This is a genomic window from Actinosynnema sp. NPDC049800 (genome assembly GCF_040656635.1).
Lineage (GTDB): Bacteria > Actinomycetota > Actinomycetes > Mycobacteriales > Pseudonocardiaceae > Actinosynnema.
In genome coordinates, this window is the sequence record NZ_JBFAMT010000046.1 from 1 (window position 1) to 15,328 (window position 15,328).

At 71.2% G+C, this 15,328-nt stretch carries 19 protein-coding genes; 10 read left to right on the forward strand and 9 right to left on the reverse strand.

Features of this window, described 5'->3' with window-relative positions; genetic code table 11:
• Nucleotides 1–288: 288 nt before the first annotated feature.
• Nucleotides 289–2,760 (reverse strand): penicillin-binding protein, encoded by a 2,472-nt coding sequence (locus tag AB0I91_RS33985; protein WP_498779204.1) that lies wholly within the window; start codon nt 2,758–2,760, stop codon nt 289–291.
• Nucleotides 2,761–3,016: 256 nt separating this feature from the next.
• Between AB0I91_RS33985 and AB0I91_RS33990 the strand changes: the two genes are divergently transcribed.
• Nucleotides 3,017–3,313 carry a WhiB family transcriptional regulator gene (locus tag AB0I91_RS33990; protein ID WP_123744590.1) on the forward strand — a complete coding sequence of 99 codons (297 nt, stop codon included), beginning with the start codon at nt 3,017–3,019 and terminating at the stop codon, nt 3,311–3,313.
• A 14-nt stretch (nt 3,314–3,327) separates the two neighbouring features.
• Here AB0I91_RS33990 and bagB read toward each other — a convergent pair whose 3' ends face one another.
• The 4 genes from bagB to AB0I91_RS34010 are packed head-to-tail and all read right to left on the reverse strand — an operon-like array spanning nt 3,328 to nt 6,041.
• Nucleotides 3,328–4,443 carry an ATPase BagB gene (gene bagB, locus AB0I91_RS33995; RefSeq protein ID WP_499640606.1) on the reverse strand — a complete coding sequence of 372 codons (1,116 nt, stop codon included), beginning with the start codon at nt 4,441–4,443 and terminating at the stop codon, nt 3,328–3,330.
• Nucleotides 4,440–5,432 (reverse strand): ATPase BagA, encoded by a 993-nt coding sequence (gene bagA, locus AB0I91_RS34000; RefSeq protein WP_498779208.1) that lies wholly within the window; start codon nt 5,430–5,432, stop codon nt 4,440–4,442. The genes bagB and bagA overlap by 4 nt, the downstream gene beginning before the upstream one ends.
• 55 nt (nt 5,433–5,487) lie before the next feature.
• A complete protein-coding gene (locus AB0I91_RS34005) occupies nt 5,488–5,739 on the reverse strand; it encodes a hypothetical protein (protein WP_498779210.1) in 252 nt (83 codons plus the stop codon).
• 32 nt (nt 5,740–5,771) lie between these two features.
• A complete protein-coding gene (locus AB0I91_RS34010) occupies nt 5,772–6,041 on the reverse strand; it encodes a hypothetical protein (RefSeq protein WP_498779212.1) in 270 nt (89 codons plus the stop codon).
• 95 nt (nt 6,042–6,136) lie between these two features.
• Here AB0I91_RS34010 and AB0I91_RS34015 point away from each other — a divergent pair, with 95 nt between their 5' ends.
• The 6 genes from AB0I91_RS34015 (at nt 6,137) to AB0I91_RS34040 (ending at nt 9,803) form a co-directional block, all read left to right on the forward strand.
• Nucleotides 6,137–6,994 (forward strand): helix-turn-helix domain-containing protein, encoded by an 858-nt coding sequence (locus tag AB0I91_RS34015; protein WP_499618440.1) that lies wholly within the window; start codon nt 6,137–6,139, stop codon nt 6,992–6,994.
• Complete coding sequence (locus AB0I91_RS34020; protein ID WP_498779216.1) at nt 6,991–7,173, forward strand: DUF397 domain-containing protein; 183 nt, start codon at nt 6,991–6,993, stop codon at nt 7,171–7,173. Before AB0I91_RS34015 ends, AB0I91_RS34020 begins: the two co-directional genes overlap by 4 nt.
• 69 nt (nt 7,174–7,242) lie before the next feature.
• Nucleotides 7,243–7,398: a Sp36 family protein gene (sp36, locus tag AB0I91_RS34025; protein ID WP_141979599.1), complete on the forward strand. Its 156-nt coding sequence runs from the start codon at nt 7,243–7,245 to the stop codon at nt 7,396–7,398.
• Nucleotides 7,395–7,853, forward strand: a complete 459-nt coding sequence (locus tag AB0I91_RS34030) for a RidA family protein (RefSeq protein WP_230570029.1) — start codon at nt 7,395–7,397, stop codon at nt 7,851–7,853. The genes sp36 and AB0I91_RS34030 overlap by 4 nt, the downstream gene beginning before the upstream one ends.
• A gap of 1 nt (nt 7,854) precedes the next feature.
• A complete protein-coding gene (locus tag AB0I91_RS34035; RefSeq protein ID WP_498779218.1) occupies nt 7,855–8,457 on the forward strand; it encodes a hypothetical protein in 603 nt (200 codons plus the stop codon).
• A gap of 38 nt (nt 8,458–8,495) precedes the next feature.
• Nucleotides 8,496–9,803, forward strand: a complete 1,308-nt coding sequence (locus tag AB0I91_RS34040) for a hypothetical protein (protein WP_499640608.1) — start codon at nt 8,496–8,498, stop codon at nt 9,801–9,803.
• 57 nt (nt 9,804–9,860) lie between these two features.
• On the opposite strand, the gene AB0I91_RS34045 is transcribed toward AB0I91_RS34040, so the two are convergent.
• Together AB0I91_RS34045 and AB0I91_RS34050 are read right to left on the reverse strand one after the other, a co-directional pair.
• Nucleotides 9,861–10,760, reverse strand: coding sequence for a Gfo/Idh/MocA family protein (locus AB0I91_RS34045; protein ID WP_498779364.1), 900 nt, complete (start codon nt 10,758–10,760; stop codon nt 9,861–9,863).
• Nucleotides 10,761–10,768: 8 nt separating this feature from the next.
• Nucleotides 10,769–11,125, reverse strand: a complete 357-nt coding sequence (locus AB0I91_RS34050; RefSeq protein WP_499618435.1) for a hypothetical protein — start codon at nt 11,123–11,125, stop codon at nt 10,769–10,771.
• Between the two features lie 28 nt (nt 11,126–11,153).
• Here AB0I91_RS34050 and AB0I91_RS34055 point away from each other — a divergent pair, with 28 nt between their 5' ends.
• Together AB0I91_RS34055 and AB0I91_RS34060 are read left to right on the forward strand one after the other, a co-directional pair.
• Nucleotides 11,154–11,957: an NUDIX hydrolase gene (locus AB0I91_RS34055; protein WP_499640610.1), complete on the forward strand. Its 804-nt coding sequence runs from the start codon at nt 11,154–11,156 to the stop codon at nt 11,955–11,957.
• Nucleotides 11,954–12,727 carry an MBL fold metallo-hydrolase gene (locus tag AB0I91_RS34060; RefSeq protein WP_498779224.1) on the forward strand — a complete coding sequence of 258 codons (774 nt, stop codon included), beginning with the start codon at nt 11,954–11,956 and terminating at the stop codon, nt 12,725–12,727. The genes AB0I91_RS34055 and AB0I91_RS34060 overlap by 4 nt, the downstream gene beginning before the upstream one ends.
• Here the strand turns inward: AB0I91_RS34060 and AB0I91_RS34065 are convergent.
• Nucleotides 12,713–13,006, reverse strand: coding sequence for a YybH family protein (locus AB0I91_RS34065; RefSeq protein ID WP_498779225.1), 294 nt, complete (start codon nt 13,004–13,006; stop codon nt 12,713–12,715). The two genes, AB0I91_RS34060 and AB0I91_RS34065, sit on opposite strands and share 15 nt — an antisense overlap.
• A 25-nt stretch (nt 13,007–13,031) precedes the next feature.
• Here AB0I91_RS34065 and AB0I91_RS34070 point away from each other — a divergent pair, with 25 nt between their 5' ends.
• On the forward strand, nt 13,032–13,847 hold the full coding sequence (locus tag AB0I91_RS34070) for a winged helix-turn-helix transcriptional regulator (protein ID WP_499640612.1): 816 nt from the start codon (nt 13,032–13,034) through the stop codon (nt 13,845–13,847).
• Between the two features lie 241 nt (nt 13,848–14,088).
• Here the strand turns inward: AB0I91_RS34070 and dnaN are convergent, their stop codons facing one another.
• A complete protein-coding gene (dnaN, locus tag AB0I91_RS34075; RefSeq protein ID WP_499640615.1) occupies nt 14,089–15,198 on the reverse strand; it encodes a DNA polymerase III subunit beta in 1,110 nt (369 codons plus the stop codon).
• Nucleotides 15,199–15,328 lie beyond the last annotated feature (130 nt).

Here is a 15,328-nt window from a genome sequence, read left to right on the forward strand (position 1 = left end):
CCACCACGGCCGCCGCCACCACGGCCGCCGCCACCACGGCCGCCGCCACCACGGCCGCCGCCACCACGGCCGCCGCCACCACGGCCACCGCCACCACGGCCACCGCCCCACCACCACGGCGACGACACCACGGCGACGACACCGGGCCAACGACCCGACGAGCGCTTCCGGCGGCAGACGCGCCGCACTCGCCGCACTCGCCAGCGCCCGAACCGCCGACGCCGGAGCAGGCGGGGTGAGGAGTCCGGCCGTCCGGGGCGCGGGGGTGTGGGTTGGCGGCGCGGGGGGTTAGCGGCGTGGTGGGTCGGTGGGGATGGTGATTTGTGGCGGGCCCGTGGGGCGGCCGGGGTCGCCTGGGCGGCCCGGTTGGCCTTGGCCCGGGTCGGGGGATTCGCTGGTCGGCGGTGGGTCGCTCGCCTGCGGCGGGGGGACGTAGCCCGTGGACACCAGAAGGGTGATCACGGTGCCCTTCAGGGCGCTGCCGCGCGGTGTTTGGCTGACCACTTGGCCCTTCGGCTGGTCGGAGTTGCGGTTCTGCGCGGAGACCTTGTAGCCGGCCTGTTCGAGGATCCTGGTGGCGTCGTTGACGTTCCGGCCGACGACGTCGGGCACGCGGATCTCGCTGCCGCCCTTCAGGTAGCGCTCCTCGACGGCCGGCATGCCGCGCACCGGCAGTCCTTCGTGGACCTTCGTCATCGTGTCGAACCACGTCCGCGCGGGCACGGTGCCGCCGTAGATGTCACCCTTGCCGCACAAGCGAGGCGGGCCGCCGTTGACGCAGATCCCGCGCGGTTCCACGCCGTCGTTGAACGTCTGCACGGCACCGGCGAAGTCCGGCGTCGCGCCGATGAACGCGGCCGACTTGTAGTCCTCCGTCGTCCCCGTCTTGCCCAGCATCGGCCGGGTCCACTTGAACTGCCGCGCCGCGGCGGCGGCGGTTCCGCTGCCCTGGTCGTCCTTCGACATCCCCACGGCCAAGCCGTTCGCCAACGGCTCGGCCACGACCTGCTCGCACGGCGCCTCGTTGACCGGCACGGGCTGGCCGGAGCGGTCCACGATCTGGGCGATCGGGGACGGCGGGCACCACACGCCGCCGCTCATGATCGTCGCCGCCACGTTCGCCAGCTCCAACGTGCTCACCGGCGCCGGGCTCAACGTGAACGAAGCGTTGCCGCCGTTGGACTTGTAGAACTCGGTCTGCGAGACCCGCAGCTCCTTGCTCTTCGCCTTCGGGTCCGGCCGCACGCCCGCGATGTTCGTCGCCATCGTCTCGCGCATCCCCAACCGCGACGCCATGTCCACCACCGGGTCCATGCCCAGCTGCTCTTCCAGGATCACGAACCCCGTGTTCGGCGAGGTCTGCAACGCCGTCTGCAACGACATCTGCGGCGGGTACGTCGACGACGCGTTGCCCAGGCAGTACCACCGCGTGGCAGGCTCCGGGGCCGGCGGGCACTTGTCCCCACCACCCTTGAACACCCGCGACACGTACGAGTTCGGCGTGGCCATCGTGCTCTCGATGCCCATGCCCTTCTCCAACGCCGCCGCGGCCGTGAACACCTTGTAGACCGACCCGGCCCCGAACTTGTTCTCCACCCCGGACGGCAGGTCGAACTGCGTCTGGAACTGGTCGGCCTTCAACCCGTAATCACGGTTCGCCACCAGCGCCACGACCTCGTGCCGCTCCTTGCCCGGCCGCACGACCGCCACCGTGTTCGCGATGCCGTCGGTCGACTTCGCGACCTGGCCCTCCGCCGCGCGCTTCGCGTGATCGGTGATCGTGCGGTCCAAAGTGGTCCGGATCGTGTAGCCGCCGGTCTTCAGCTGCTCCTCGCTGAAACCGTTGCGCGCCAAGTAGTTCAACGCGTACGAGCAGAAGAACCCGTGCTCCGGCCCGGCCCCGACGCACCCGTTGGGCGGCGTCCGCACCGGCGTCGCCAGGCCGAGCGGCTCGGCCTTCGCGGCCTCGGCGGCGTCACGCGACAGCTTGTCGTTCTCGACCATCTTGTCGATCACCTGGTTGCGCCGCTCCAGCGCCTTCTCCGGGAACACCTCCGGGTTCAGCGCGGACGGGCTGTTGACCATGCCCGCGAGCATCGCCGCCTGCGGCACGGTCAACTTGTCCGCCGTCGTGTTGAAGTACGCCTGCGACGCCGCGGCGATGCCGTAGATCGTCGAGCCGAACGGCACCACGTTCAGGTACCGGGCGAGGATCTCCTCCTTGCCGAGCTGGCTCTCCAGCTGCAACGAGATGCGCCACTCGCGGGCCTTGCGCGCGACCGTCTGCTCCTGCGCCTTCTGCTGCTCGACCTGGTTGTTGCGCGCGACGACGTGCACGAGGTAGTTCTTCACGTACTGCTGCGTGAGCGTGGACGCACCCTGCGTGACCGAGCCGCTGAACTGGTTCGTCAGCCCGGCCCGGATCGTGCCCCGCCAGTCCACGCCCTGGTGCTCGTAGAACCGCCGGTCCTCGACCGAGACCAGCGCGGCCTTCATCGTCGGCGAGATCATGTCGGGCTCGACGAGCACGCGGTACTGGTCGTACAGGTACGCGATCGGCGCGCCGTCCTTGTCGGTGATCGTGGAGATCAACGGCGGGTCGGTGGTGACCAGGTCGGCGGAGATGCTGTCGACGGTGTCGCTGGCTCTGTTCGACACCATCCCCAGCGAGCCGACGACAGGGAACAACATGCCTGCCAGCAGCACCCCGGCCAGCAGACACAGTCCGAGCAGTTTCAGCACGCCGTTCCTGGCTCGCATGCAGGTCAGCGTACGCGGCACCTGAAGAGGTGATCGGATTCGCGCACAGTTGATTACGCAGGATGAGTACTCGTACTCAAGACAGGTAACAGGTGGGCAACCCAGGGTTGGAGGTGGAACCGGAAGGCTCTACAGTCCGTCACTGTCCAAGACAGCAGCCAACGGCATGACCACTCGATGGTGAGCCTACGGCATCCGCGGCAGGGGTGTGGCGGATTTAGAACGTCTGGGCACTGTGTGAACTGAGGTGGGGGATATGCAGCAGGTGCAGGGGGATTGGCGGATCAAGGCCTCGTGCCGTGACGAAGAGCCGGACCAGCTCTTCGTGCGCGGCGCGGAGCAGCGCAAGGCGAAGGTGGTGTGCCTGGGATGCCCGGTGCGCACCGAGTGCCTCGCCGAGGCCCTGGACAACCGGATCGAATTCGGCGTCTGGGGCGGCATGACCGAGCGTGAACGGCGGGCGTTGCTGCGGCGTCGCCCGGACGTCACCTCATGGCACGAGCTCCTCGACACCGCACGTCAGGAGCACCACGAGGAGTCCGCGGTCGGCTGACCGGCCGGGCTCCACTACTCGCCCGCCAACCGCCGACCGATCTCGTGCAGACCGTCCAGGTCGTGCACGTCGGTAGGCAGCGCGGGTACCCCGATCAGCGGAACACCGGGGTGCGCACGGGTGAACCGCGCGAGCAGTCGCTTCTCCCGATCGGCGACGGCCACGCGATCCGCGTGCACCCGCAACACCGCGGCAGCCAGCGGAGCGTCCCCAGTGCGCTCGAGCCGGTCCGCCGCCGCCAACGCGCCTGGTGCCGGCAAGGGGGCCAGCACCGGGTGCGTCCGGTTCGCGACCAGGCCGGTCAACGGCATCCGTTCCGCGCTCAACCGCTCCACGAAGTAGCTGGCCTCGCGCAACGCGTCCGGTTCGGCCGCCGCGACCACCAAGAATCCGGTTCCGGGTGATCGCAGCAGCTCATAGGTGGCCTTGGCGCGTTGCCGGAAGCCACCGAACATGCTGTCGAACGCCTGCACGAACGTCGAGGCGTCCTGCAGGAGTTGGCCGCCGACGATGGTGGACACGGCTTTGGTGAACAGGCCGAAGCCCGCGCCCACGATCTTGCGGATGCCGCGCCCGCCCGCCCGGGCGGGCGCCGACAGCATCCGGATCAGCTTGCCGTCCAGCACCGTCGACAACCGCTGCGGCGCGTCCAGGAAGTCCAGCGCCGACCGGCTCGGCGGCGTGTCCACGACGACCAGGTCCCACTCGTCGCGCTCGACCAGCTGGCCCAGCTTCTCCATCGCCATGTACTCCTGCGTGCCGGAGAACGACGTGGAAATCGTCTGGTAGAACGGGTTCGCCAGGATCTGCTCGGCCCGCTCACGACCGGCGTGCTGCCACACCATGTCGTCGAACGTGCGACGCATGTCCAGCATCATCGCGTGCAGCTCGCCCTTGACGCCCTCCACCTCGACGCGTCGCGGCTGGTTGTCCAGCTCGCCGAGGCCGAGCGACTGCGCCAGCCTGCGCGCCGGGTCGATGGTCAGCACGACGGCCCGCCTGCCGCGTTCGGCGGCACGGATGGCCAGCGCCGCCGCCGTGGTCGTCTTGCCGACGCCACCGGACCCGCAGCACACCAGCACCCGGGTCGCCGGGTCGTCCAGCAACGCGTCCACGTCGAGCCGGTTCACCGCACACCCCGCCCGACCAGCACCTCGGCCAGCTCGTAGAGCGCGGCCACGTCCACCCCGTCGGTCACCTCCGGCAGTTCCAGCGTCGGCAGGTCCGCCTCGGCCAGCTTCTCCTTCGCCCGTTCCTCCATGCGGACCCGCAACGCGTGCTCCACGGCCTGCTCGACCAGCCCGTCCAGCACGTCGGCGTCCACGTCGAGACCCGCCGCCTCCAGCCCGGTGCGCACCCGCCCGGCGTCGACCCGCCCCTCGGACGCCGACGCGACCGACCGCGCGGGCAGCCGCGGCGCGCTGACCCGGTTCACGAACACCGCGCCCGGCCGCAGGTCCGCGGCGTCCAGCTCGGCCACCGCGTCCAACGTCTCCCGCACCGGCATCTCCTCGAGCAGCGCGACCAGGTGCACCGCCGTGTCACCGGAGTGCAGCAGGTTGACCACGCCGTCGCTCTGGCCCTTGATCGGCCCCACCTTGGCGAGGTCGGCCATGGCCCTGGTGACGTCCAGGAACCGGACTACCCGACCGGTCGGCGGCGCGTCGAGCACGACGGCGTCGTACTCGTGCCGTCCGGTCTTGCCCGCGCGGCGCACGCACTCCTTGACCTTGCCGGTGAGCAGCACGTCCCGCAGGCCCGGGGCGAGCGTGGTGGCGAACTCGATCGCGCCCATCTTCTTCAACGTCCGGCCGGCGAAGCCGAGGTTGTAGAACATGTCGAGGTACTCGAGCAGCGCCGCCTCGGGGTCCACCGCGAGCGCACGCACCTCCCCGCCACCGGGCGCCGACGCGATCCGCTCCTCGGAGTACGGCAGCGGCGGGCGGTCGAACAGCTGCGCGATGCCCTGCCGGTTCTCCACCTCCACCAGCAGCACGCGCCGTCCGCCGGTGGCCAGCGCCAGCGCGAGCGCGGCGGCGACCGTGGTCTTGCCGGTCCCGCCCTTGCCCGTCACCACGTGCAGTCGCGCACGGGCGAGTTCGTCGGTCCAGCCGTTCACCAGATCAGCCTATGCGCGCCGCCCTGAGAACCGCTGGCCACGCCGCCTGTCACGGTTAGTCCCACATGGTGACGAACACCACCGCGATGGCGGTCGCCGCCACGACGCCCCACGCCAGGACCGACGGCAGCACGTACGCGATCAGCACCGCCACGACCGCGACGACCACCGCCCCGATCAGCAACGCCCGCATCACGTCGGGCCGCTTGGCGCCCTTGCGATCGCGCGCCTGCGCCATCCCGACCAGGATCATCACCAGCCCGCCCAGCAGGAACGCGCTGGTGGCGACGATCCGCCACGTTTCCACGTGATCAACGCTAGCGCCGCGTGATGGCCCAGTCACGTCACGCTTTGGGGCTCCGGCACCACCTCCTCCCCTTCCACCCACACCAGGCGCGCCCGCGCCGTCCTGTCGATCGCGAAGTACCAGAGCGCCCGCTCCGCGCTCGTGGTCGAGATCCGCAGGCCCGGACCGCCCTCCGGACCCGTCACCTCCGCCGTGCCGTCCCCGAAGTCCAGGCCCCACGCCGCGACCCACCCGTCCTCGGCGTCCTCCTGGACGATCGCGAACAGCCTCGGCGCCTCCGCGACCACGTCTTCGTCATCCATGGTTTGAGAGTACAGTTTGATTTGTTCAAGTCGGTCGAATCGAACGAGTGAAGTTCGGGCGATACGTTGTCACCGAGAGTGGTTAGGGTGATCGAATGGCTATTGGCTCGACGCGGGGCAAGCGCAGGCTCGGACGCCACATCCGGCCGATCCTGGAGCGGTCCGGCCTCAAGGTGGACGAGGTGGTCAAGGCCTCAAGGGTGTCCCGGCCGACGATCGTCCGGATGCTCTCCGGCGACGCCCTGGCGCGCTGGCCCACGCTGGCGATGGTCCTCGACGTCATCGGGGCGACGCCGGAGGAGAAGACACGCGCGCTCCAGCTCTGGGAGGTAGCCGACGTCGACCCGTACGCGATCGAGCACGCCCGCGACCTGCCCAGCGGCTACAAGCGGTTCCGGATGGACGAGCTGGAGGCGGTGCGGGAACGCTCGCTCGACCCGGCGTTGATCACGGGCCTGCTCCAGACGGCCGGCTACGCCGAGGCGGTCGCGCGGGCCACCTCCAGGCGGATCATCGGCGACAGTTGGGACGCGCACGCCGCCGCCGAGAGGTCTGAGCGGCAGGAGCTGTTGTCCCGCGAGAAGCCGTTGGAGTTCCACGCGCTGGTCGACGAAGCGGCGCTCCGGCGGTTGGTGGGCGGGGCCGAGGTGATGCGCGGGCAGTTGGACCACCTCGTCGCCGTGGCCGACCTGCCGAACGTGACCATCCAAGTCCTGCCGTACAGCCGTGGGGCGTACGAGGCGCAGGCCGGCGGGCTGCACCTGCTGGACTTCGCCGAGTCGGACGAGCCCATCACGGCCTATGTGGAGGCACTGACCGGCCTCGCGGCGGTGGAAGATGAAGATGCCGAGGTGCTGTCGGCTGTGTGGGACGACGCGGCACGCCTCGCGCTCACGGCCGAGGACTCCGTGGGCCTCATCAAGGAAGTGCGGGACACACTAGGAGATTCGTGACCGACCGAAGATGGCGGAAGAGCAGCCGGAGCGCCTCCGCTGCGCAGTGCGTCGAGTTGGCGATCGGTGAGCAGGTCGCCGGGGTGCGGGACACCAAGAACCGGGACGGCGGGACGTTGGAGTTCGGCGTGCGGGCCTTCTCCGCGTTCCTGGCCGATGTGAAGCGGTCTCGGGTCTGAGCACGGCGTGACACGAATGGGGGTACTCGGACGGGTGCCCCCATTCGACACCCCGCTAGGCTGCCGCTCATGCAGAAGTGGGAGTACGCGACGGTCCCGCTGTTGATCCACGCCACCAAGGCGATCCTGGACCAGTGGGGTGCCGACGGTTGGGAGCTGGTCACCGTGCTGCCGAACCCGAGCGGCGAGCAGCACGTCGCCTACCTGAAGCGGCCCAAGGCATGAGCTGGACGGCACGTCTGGCCGAGTTGGGTGTCGAACTGCCCGAGGTCGCGGCTCCGGTCGCCTCCTACGTGCCCGCCGCCCGCACCGGGCAGCTGGTCTTCACGTCCGGGCAGCTGCCGTTCGTCAAGGGCTCGCTCGCCGCCACCGGCAAGGTCGGCGGCGACATCAGCCCCGAAGAGGCCAAGGCGCACGCCCGCACCTGCGCGCTGAACGCGCTGGCCGCCGTCGACGCGCTGGTCGGCCTCGACAAGGTCGTGCGCGTCGTCAAACTGGTCGGGTTCGTCGCCTCCGCCGACGGCTTCACCGGCCAGCCCGCCGTGATCAACGGCGCCTCCGACCTGCTCGCCGAGGTGTTCGGCGAAGCCGGGCGGCACGCGCGGGCCGCGGTCGGCGTCGCCGAGTTGCCGCTGGGCGCGCCGGTCGAGGTGGAACTGATCGTCGAGATCGGGGAGTGAGATGTCGGACACGTGCCACGAGCTGTTGCTGAGGCTGGCCGGTCGGCTGCCGGACGACCTCCTCTGGAGGTTCCGGGACTGGGCCGCCACGGACGCCGTCGCGGTGCTCGCGAGAGCCCTTCCGCGCACGTTGCTGCACGACAGGATCGGTCTGACCGACTACGAGCAGCGCCTGCTGGCCGACGCCCTCGTGCCGCACGGGGCCGACCGGTCCACGATCAGTTCTGTCAAAGGGCTGGACGAACTGCCCGAATCCGGCTACACCTTCTCCCCGGAATCACCCGATCGGGTGTCGATGGGTGATTCCGCGACCGTGGTGCTCGGAGCGACCTTGCGGGGACGCCTCGGGGTCGGCGAAGTCCGGTCCTCGTGGCGGCTGGGCGAGGGCGGACCCAGGAGGGTGATCCTGGTCACCGCCTCGACCGGCGAAGCCCGGCTGACCGGTGAGCTCCAGCGGGTGCTGCGGGCGCTCGGCGAGCACGACCCCTGTGTTGAGGTCCTGCCCGCCGGACTGGACCTGCCGCCCTACCACAGGGCGGCGTTGGCGGCATCGGAGCTGGTGTGCGCCGGCGCTGACGCCGACGGGCACTTGGTGCCCGTATAGAGCTCGGCGCTCCCGCGCGGGCCGGAAGGAGAACAGGCGTGACGAACGACGGAGTGGGACTCCCCGTCCGTTTACACGACCTCCTGTTGGCGTTGGCCGGACGCGTCGACGACGACGCGTTGACCCAGGCTCGGGAGCTGCTGGCGGTCGCCGAGCTGGACAGAGCCGTGGAGCTCGTCGTCGGCTGCCTGCTGGCCGGCCGCATCCCGGTGTCGCCGGAGGAACGCCACGAGATCGGCTTGCTGCTGGGCGAGGTCCGGTCGGACCGGACGCTGGCGGACAGGCTGTTCGCGGTGGAGCGCGTGCCGGTGGTCAAGCACCGGTTCAGCGTGGAGTCCGACCCGGCCGAGGGCCTGGGCGACGTGCTGGGCAAGACCGTGTCGGTGCTGCCGGACGTGCGCGGCGTGCGTGCCACGTGGCGGTCCAGCCCGGCCGGCGCGACGCCCGGACCGCTGCCCCAGCGGGTCGTCCTGGTGGACATCGGCCCGGCGGGTTTCGCGCCCGCCACCGCCTACCGGGTGGACACCGTGCTGCGCAAGGCGGGCATCCGCGCGGCGGTCGAGGTGCTGTCCGTGGGCACGCAACTCGGCGAGTACCACGCGGCGGCCGTCACCACGGCGCGCGAGGTGTTCTTCCCGTCGGGGTCCACGAGCCCACAGCCACCACCGGACTCGGCCGCGTGGTTCGACGGTGAAGTCCGGGGCCAGGCACCGGTCGTCGAGCCGGAACCGGTGCCTGTCGAACCCCAGAACGGCTCCAAGTCACGTCGGGCGCGCGTCGAGTCCTACGAGGGCGTGCAGCCGTTCCCACCCAAGCCGGTGAAGCGGTTGCCGGTGCGCGAGCCGGTCGAGGACGTCCGCGTCGAGGAAGCGCGCGTCGAGGACGCCCACGTCGAGGACGCCCACGTCGAGGACGTTCGCGTCGACGATGTCCGCGTTGACGACGTTCGCCTTGACGACGAGGTGCACGTGGTCGACGTTCACCCGGACGAGGTGCTGGACGTGCGCGTCGAGGAGGCGCCCGTCGAGCCGCCGCCCGTGGTCGACGAACGGCCGCCGATGCCGATGTTCGCGTTCCCGGACGACCACCCGCTGTCGCGGGCCGAGGTCACCACGGAGCTCGGGCCGGACGACCTGGCCGCGTTGCAGGCCGCGTTGGCGGAGGGGCAGGCGCCCGCCGCCGTGCAGCTGCCGCCGACCGTGGACGCCAAGCTCAGCGACCGGGAACGGGCGTTGTTGCAGCAGCTGCACGAGGAGCTGGCGCAGCGGGAGCAGCAGTCGTGGCCCGGTGGCCCCGAGTTCGTCAACGGGACGCCGAAGCCGACGAACGGCAAGTACCCCGGCTAGAGGTTCCACAGCTCGGCCCTGTCGTCCCCGGTGAGGGGGCGGCAGGGCCGAGCTGCTTCACGCCTCGGCCTTCCTCCGCGCCAGGTCGATGATCCGCTGCAGGTGCAGGCCGCGGCGGACGTCCAGCGGGTGCTCGGTCGTGCCGCTGTCGATCATGGCCACGAAGTCGTCCAGCAGGTTCGTGAAGGCCTGTTGCGCGGTCGTGCCGCGGTCGGCCAGCACGCGGTGCCCGTGCTCGCCGTAGACGATCACCTCGGCGATGCTCGGGTTGAGCGGCAACGTCATGGTCATCGTGGCCACGCTGGTCGCGCCGCCCTCGTGCTGGAAGACGATCTGCCACAGGCCGTGCTCGGACCGGTTGGCCGCGATGACGTCGGTGATCGTGCCCAGGGTGGCGTCGAGCAGGTCGAACGCGTGCGGGCCGATGTCGTCCAGCGGGCCGCGCTCGTGCCGCCACGGCGAGTGCGAGAACGGGCCGCCGAGGAGCGCTCCGGTGAGCCAGCGCGCGCTGCCGCCCACCCAGCCGCCCTGCTGCTCGAGCTGGGCCAGCTGTTCCCGGGTCTCGGGGGCGTAGCGCTTGGTGAGGACGACCAGGGAGGCGACGCCGTTGGCCTTGACGGCGTCGGCGAGGCGTTCGGCGTCGGCGAGACTGGCCGCGATCGGCTTCTCCAGGACGAGGTGCTTGCCCTGCTCGGCCGCCTTGATCGCGATCTCGGCCTGGACGCCCGGCGGGACGGCGAACGCGACCGCGTCCACGTCGGCGATGAGCTCGTCGGGGGTCTTGGCGACGGCCGCGCCGTGCGCCAGGGCGAGTTCGGTGGCCGCCTCTTCACGGCGGGCCCAGATGGTGGTCAGGCGGGTGCCCGGGTGGTCGGCGATGCCCGGCGCGTGCACCATGGTCGCCCACGGGCCGGCACCGACGAGTCCTACGCGCAGCTGTTCGTCCACTTGGCCCATCCTGCCTTTCATCGGCCGCCGACGTAACTCGATTCCGGGACGAAGATCCGGCCGCCGTGGTCGAAGGTCAGCTCCACGCCGTCCGGGCGGCGTTCGACCTCGGGCGTGGTGTCCCAGCCGTTCGGGATCTCCACCACGTGGCCGTAGTCGGGTGTGCGGCCGAGCCACACCTCGTGGTGCGTGCCGCCGACCAGGCTGGAGCGCTCTTTGACGTAGACGTTCGGCGAGCCCTCGTTCGTGCTGGTCGTGGTGCTGCCGGGGAGGAAGAGGAGCACGGCGGCGGTCGCCGTCAGGGCCGTGCCGAGGATCGCGCCCGTGACGAACAGCAGGACGTTGAGGAGGCAGCCTTTGCGCGTGGTGTCCACACGCGGATGATCCTCGTAGGCTCGGGTCGTGCGCGAACTCCCCGATGAACTCGTGTTGCCGGCCTCCGCGGTGCCCCCGGACTTCAGCGGGCCCCCGGTGGAGCCCCGTGACGCGGCGACCGTGGTGCTGGTGCGTGACGGCGCGGCGGGGCTGGAGGCGTTCCTGCTGCGGCGGGTGGCCGGGATGGCGTTCGCGGGCGGGATGACCGTGTTCCCCGGTGGCGGGGTCGACCGGCGTGACGCGGACACCTCGGTGGGGTGGAGCGGGCCGCCGCCGTCGTGGTGGGCGTCGCGGTTCGGGTGTTCCGTCGAACTGGCCACGGCTTTGGTGTGCGCGGCGGTGCGGGAGACGTTCGAGGAGTCCGGGGTGTTGTTGGCCGGGCCTTCGTCGTCGTCGGTGGTGGCCGACACGGCTGCTTACGCCGCGGCGCGTGCGGCGTTGGTGGGGCGGGAGTTGTCGTTGGCGCAGTTCCTGGCCGCGGAGGGGTTGGTGCTGCGGGCGGATCTGCTGCGGCCGTGGGCGAACTGGTTGACGCCGGTGGAGGAGCCTCGGCGGTACGACACGTACTTCTTCGTGGCCGTGCTGCCGGAGGGGCAGAGTGCCGACGGGGTGACGACGGAGGCTTCGGACGCGGCTTGGCAGCGGCCCGCGGAGGCCCTGGCGGACTGGAAGGGCGGGCGGCGGGCGTTGATGCCGCCCACTTGGGTGACGTTGACGGAGTTGGACGAGTTGGGGTCGGTGGCGGCGGTGCTGGACGCGCCCCGGACGGTGTCGAAGGTGATTCCGAAGTTGGTGCGGGAGGGGTCGGTGTTCCGGGTGGTCGTGCCGTGAGCGGGTTGGCTTATGGGGTGTTGCGGCAGGTCACGCCCACGGCGGCGGTGTTGCTGGCGGAGAACCCCGGTGTGATGACGTTGGAGGGGACGAACACCTGGGTGTTGCGCGCGCCCGGGTCGGCGTCGTGCGTGGTGGTCGATCCCGGGCCGGCGGATGACGTGCATTTGGGGCGGATCGCGTTGGAAGCGCCGGTGGAGGTGGTGCTGCTGACGCACGGTCATCCCGATCATTCGGATGGGGCACGTTCGTTCGGGCGACTGGTGGATGCGCCGGTGAGGTCGGTGGACCCGGCGTTCCGGTTGGGTGGGGAGGGGTTGGCGGAGGGTGACGTGATCTCGGCGGCCGGGTTGTCGATCCGGGTGTTGCCCACGCCGGGGCACACGGCTGACTCGGTGTGCTTCCTGCTGGACGATGCCGTGTTGACCGGGGACACGGTGCTGGGTCGGGGGACGACCGTGGTCGCCCATCCGGATGGGCGACTTGGTGACTACCTGGAGTCGTTGCGGCTGCTGACCACTCTTCCGGTGGGCACGATCGGGTTGCCGGGCCACGGGCCGGAGTTGCCGGACGTGGTGGCTGCCGCCGGTGGGTACTTGGTGCACCGGGAGCAGCGGTTGGCGCAGGTTCGGGCGGCGGTGGCGGCGTTGGGCGGTGCTCCGACGGCGCGTGAGGTGGTGGAGGTGGTGTACGCGGAGGTGGATCGTTCGCTGTGGCCGGCGGCGGAGTGGTCGGTGCGGGCGCAGTTGGAGTACCTACGCGATGCCTGACGGGTTGTCGATCGCGTAGCGCCAGGCGCCGTCGGGGCCTCGGCGGGCGACGTCGGTCGCCGTGCCGGTGATGTCGCCGATGCGCCAGTCGACGATGAGCAGGGCCAGGTCGTTCCTCGTGATTACCTTTCGGGTGACGACGGTCATCTTTTCGGTGAGTGCGAGGTGTCCGTCGAGCTCGGCGGGCTGCGCCCCGGGCTCGTAAAGCCCGCTGGGGTCGCCGGCGTTGAAGGCTTGGGCGAACAGCGGGGGCAACTCTTCTGGGGTACGAGCGATCATGCGGGTGACGCTAGGAGGACGTCGCGTGACCAACCAAACGGTGAGCACCGGGCCTCGCTCCAACGCCACCACAACCACCACCCACCGTGCCGCCGCCGACCGTGCGCCCGCCACGTCTGCCGCCGCCGCTCCCGGCCTCGCCGACCCTGCCGCCGCCGACCGCGCGCCCGCCACGTCTGCCGCCGCCGCTCCCGGCCTCGCCGCCCCAGCGGCCGCCGCCACTCCCGGCCTCGCCGACCCGGCGGTCGCCGCCGCTCACCCGATCGCGGCCGTTGACGCCATCGCGAAACCCGCCGCCGCCGACCCCGCCGCCGCCGACCCCGCCGCCGCCGACCGTGCCATCGCCGCCAACCTCGCAGCGATCGCCCCTGCCGCCGACCGTGCCATCGCTGCCGCTTCGGCTGCAGAGGCCACCGCAACCGCGCCCGCAATCGCACCCGCGGCCGCTGACGCCATTGCCGACCGCGCCGCCATCGCCGAGGCCGCGGCCCGGACCAGGGCCAGCGCCTGGGAGGGCGAGCCGCACGGCGAGGTCGATCACCCGGTGCCCGACTGCCCGGTGGAGGTGACGTTGCGGGCGTTGCGCGGTCGGTGGACGACGTTGGTGGTGCGGGAGTTGTTCGCGGGTGAGCGGACGTTCGGTGACTTGGCCGCTGCCCTGCCGGCGTTGTCGGACAAGGTGCTCAGCGATCGGCTCGGGCAGCTCGTCGAGTGCGGCGTCGTGGTGCGGGTGCGGGAGCCGGGGTGGCCCAGCCGGGTGCGGTACTCGCTGACGTCTCGTGGGCACGCGTTGCGTGAGGTGCTGGACGCCATGTGGGCCTGGGGTGCTGCCGTGCGGTAGGCGGCTCGGCTGCGGGCTGCGGGCTGCGGGCTGCGGGGCTGTGGGGCTGTGGGGCTGTGGGGCTACTGGGTGGTCAGTGGGGCGGGGGTGGTTCGGCTGTGGGGCTGCCGGGTGGTGGGTGGGTTGGGGTGGTGGTGAGTCGGGGGTGGTCGAGGCGTTCCGCTGGTTTTCAACCGAGGTGCGGTAACGGTGTTTCCGTACATTTTTGGGCGATGTTCACTCGATGGAGTCCAGGGGTGGCTTAGGAGACGGTTCGGAGGGGGACGACCAGGTAGGTCAGTTCTACTCCGTCCGGTCCCGCTTGGCTCGTCAGGACGGTGGAGCGGAGGCCGTCCTGGATTCGGAGTTCGACTCGGCGGCCGCTGAAGGCGCGCAGGGCGTCTGCCAGGTACTTGGCCTGGAAGGTCTTGGTCACGCGGTTGCCGTCGATGGTGGCTTTGATCGACTCCTCGGACTCGCCGCTCTGCGGGTCGCTGCCGCGCACGCGCAGCTCCCCGTCGTCCACCTGGATGGTGACCGAACCGTGCGGCCCGGCGTACGGGACGGCGCGGCGCACCGCACCGGCCAGCACATCGGCCTCCACCAACACCGTGCTGTCGATGACCGCCTCCAACAGCTTCCGCACTCGATCGTCGGGGAACGGGGCCGCCAGCAGCGCCGTGCTCACGCTCCCGCCCGCCCACGACAAGGCGATGCGGTCCGCGTCGGCGTGCACCGCCACCTCCGCCTCGCGGTCCGGCTGCCGGGACGCCTCGGCCAGCACCACCGCCGGCGCCAGCACGTCCAGCTCACCCGTCGGCGCCCACGGTAGCGAAGCGAACGCCATGCGATAGCGGTCCGTCGCGATCAGCTCCAGCCGCCCTCCCGGCGCGCTGTGCATCCGCACCCCGGTGAACATCGGCAGGGCGTCGTCCTTCGACGCGGCCGACGACACCGGGGTCAGGGCGGCGGTCAGGGTGAGGGCCGGGATGACGCCCACGGCGGGCGGCAGCGGGGGGATGCCCGGGTGGGACGCGAGGTCCAGCAGTGGCAGGGCGAAGCGGGCCGTCGAGGTGCGCACGGCCAGGCGCGATCCCTCGACGACGAGTCTGACCTGCGGGTCTTCCAGGCTGCGGAGGGTCTCGGCGAGCGGACGGGCCGGGACGACCACGGCGGCGCCATCGGTGTGCACGGTCGCGGCACGGGTCAGGCGGACGGCGTGTTCGCGGTCGCTGCCCGCCAGCTCGACGCCGCCGCCGGACGCGCGCAGCACCAAACCGGCCAGCACCGGGTCGTAGACCCTGGTCGGCAGGAGGCGGGCGACATCGGCGGCGGCGGAGGCCAGGTCGGCGGTGGTGGCGGTCAGGTCCATGCGGTGAAGCTAGACCCGACCACCGACAATTCCGGCCCCGGTGATGGGGAGACGGGGAGACGAAGGCCTGGGGAGGCCGGCGGACGGTTGGGGGTGCGTCGGCGGGGGGCCCGGGCGATCGGCGGGAGGC

What these genes read in the sequence shown, in the direction of transcription:
- AB0I91_RS33985 (WP_498779204.1), bottom strand. Translation starts at nt 2,760, where the DNA reads ATGCGAGCCAGGAACGGCGTGCTGAAACTGCTCGGACTGTGTCTGCTG.
- AB0I91_RS33990 (WP_123744590.1), top strand. Translation starts at nt 3,017, where the DNA reads ATGCAGCAGGTGCAGGGGGATTGGCGGATCAAGGCCTCGTGCCGTGAC.
- AB0I91_RS34010 (WP_498779212.1), bottom strand. Translation starts at nt 6,041, where the DNA reads ATGGATGACGAAGACGTGGTCGCGGAGGCGCCGAGGCTGTTCGCGATC.
- AB0I91_RS34015 (WP_499618440.1), top strand. Translation starts at nt 6,137, where the DNA reads ATGGCTATTGGCTCGACGCGGGGCAAGCGCAGGCTCGGACGCCACATC.
- sp36 (WP_141979599.1), top strand. Translation starts at nt 7,243, where the DNA reads ATGCAGAAGTGGGAGTACGCGACGGTCCCGCTGTTGATCCACGCCACC.
- AB0I91_RS34030 (WP_230570029.1), top strand. Translation starts at nt 7,395, where the DNA reads ATGAGCTGGACGGCACGTCTGGCCGAGTTGGGTGTCGAACTGCCCGAG.
- AB0I91_RS34035 (WP_498779218.1), top strand. Translation starts at nt 7,855, where the DNA reads ATGTCGGACACGTGCCACGAGCTGTTGCTGAGGCTGGCCGGTCGGCTG.
- AB0I91_RS34045 (WP_498779364.1), bottom strand. Translation starts at nt 10,760, where the DNA reads ATGGGCCAAGTGGACGAACAGCTGCGCGTAGGACTCGTCGGTGCCGGC.
- AB0I91_RS34065 (WP_498779225.1), bottom strand. Translation starts at nt 13,006, where the DNA reads ATGATCGCTCGTACCCCAGAAGAGTTGCCCCCGCTGTTCGCCCAAGCC.
- dnaN (WP_499640615.1), bottom strand. Translation starts at nt 15,198, where the DNA reads ATGGACCTGACCGCCACCACCGCCGACCTGGCCTCCGCCGCCGCCGAT.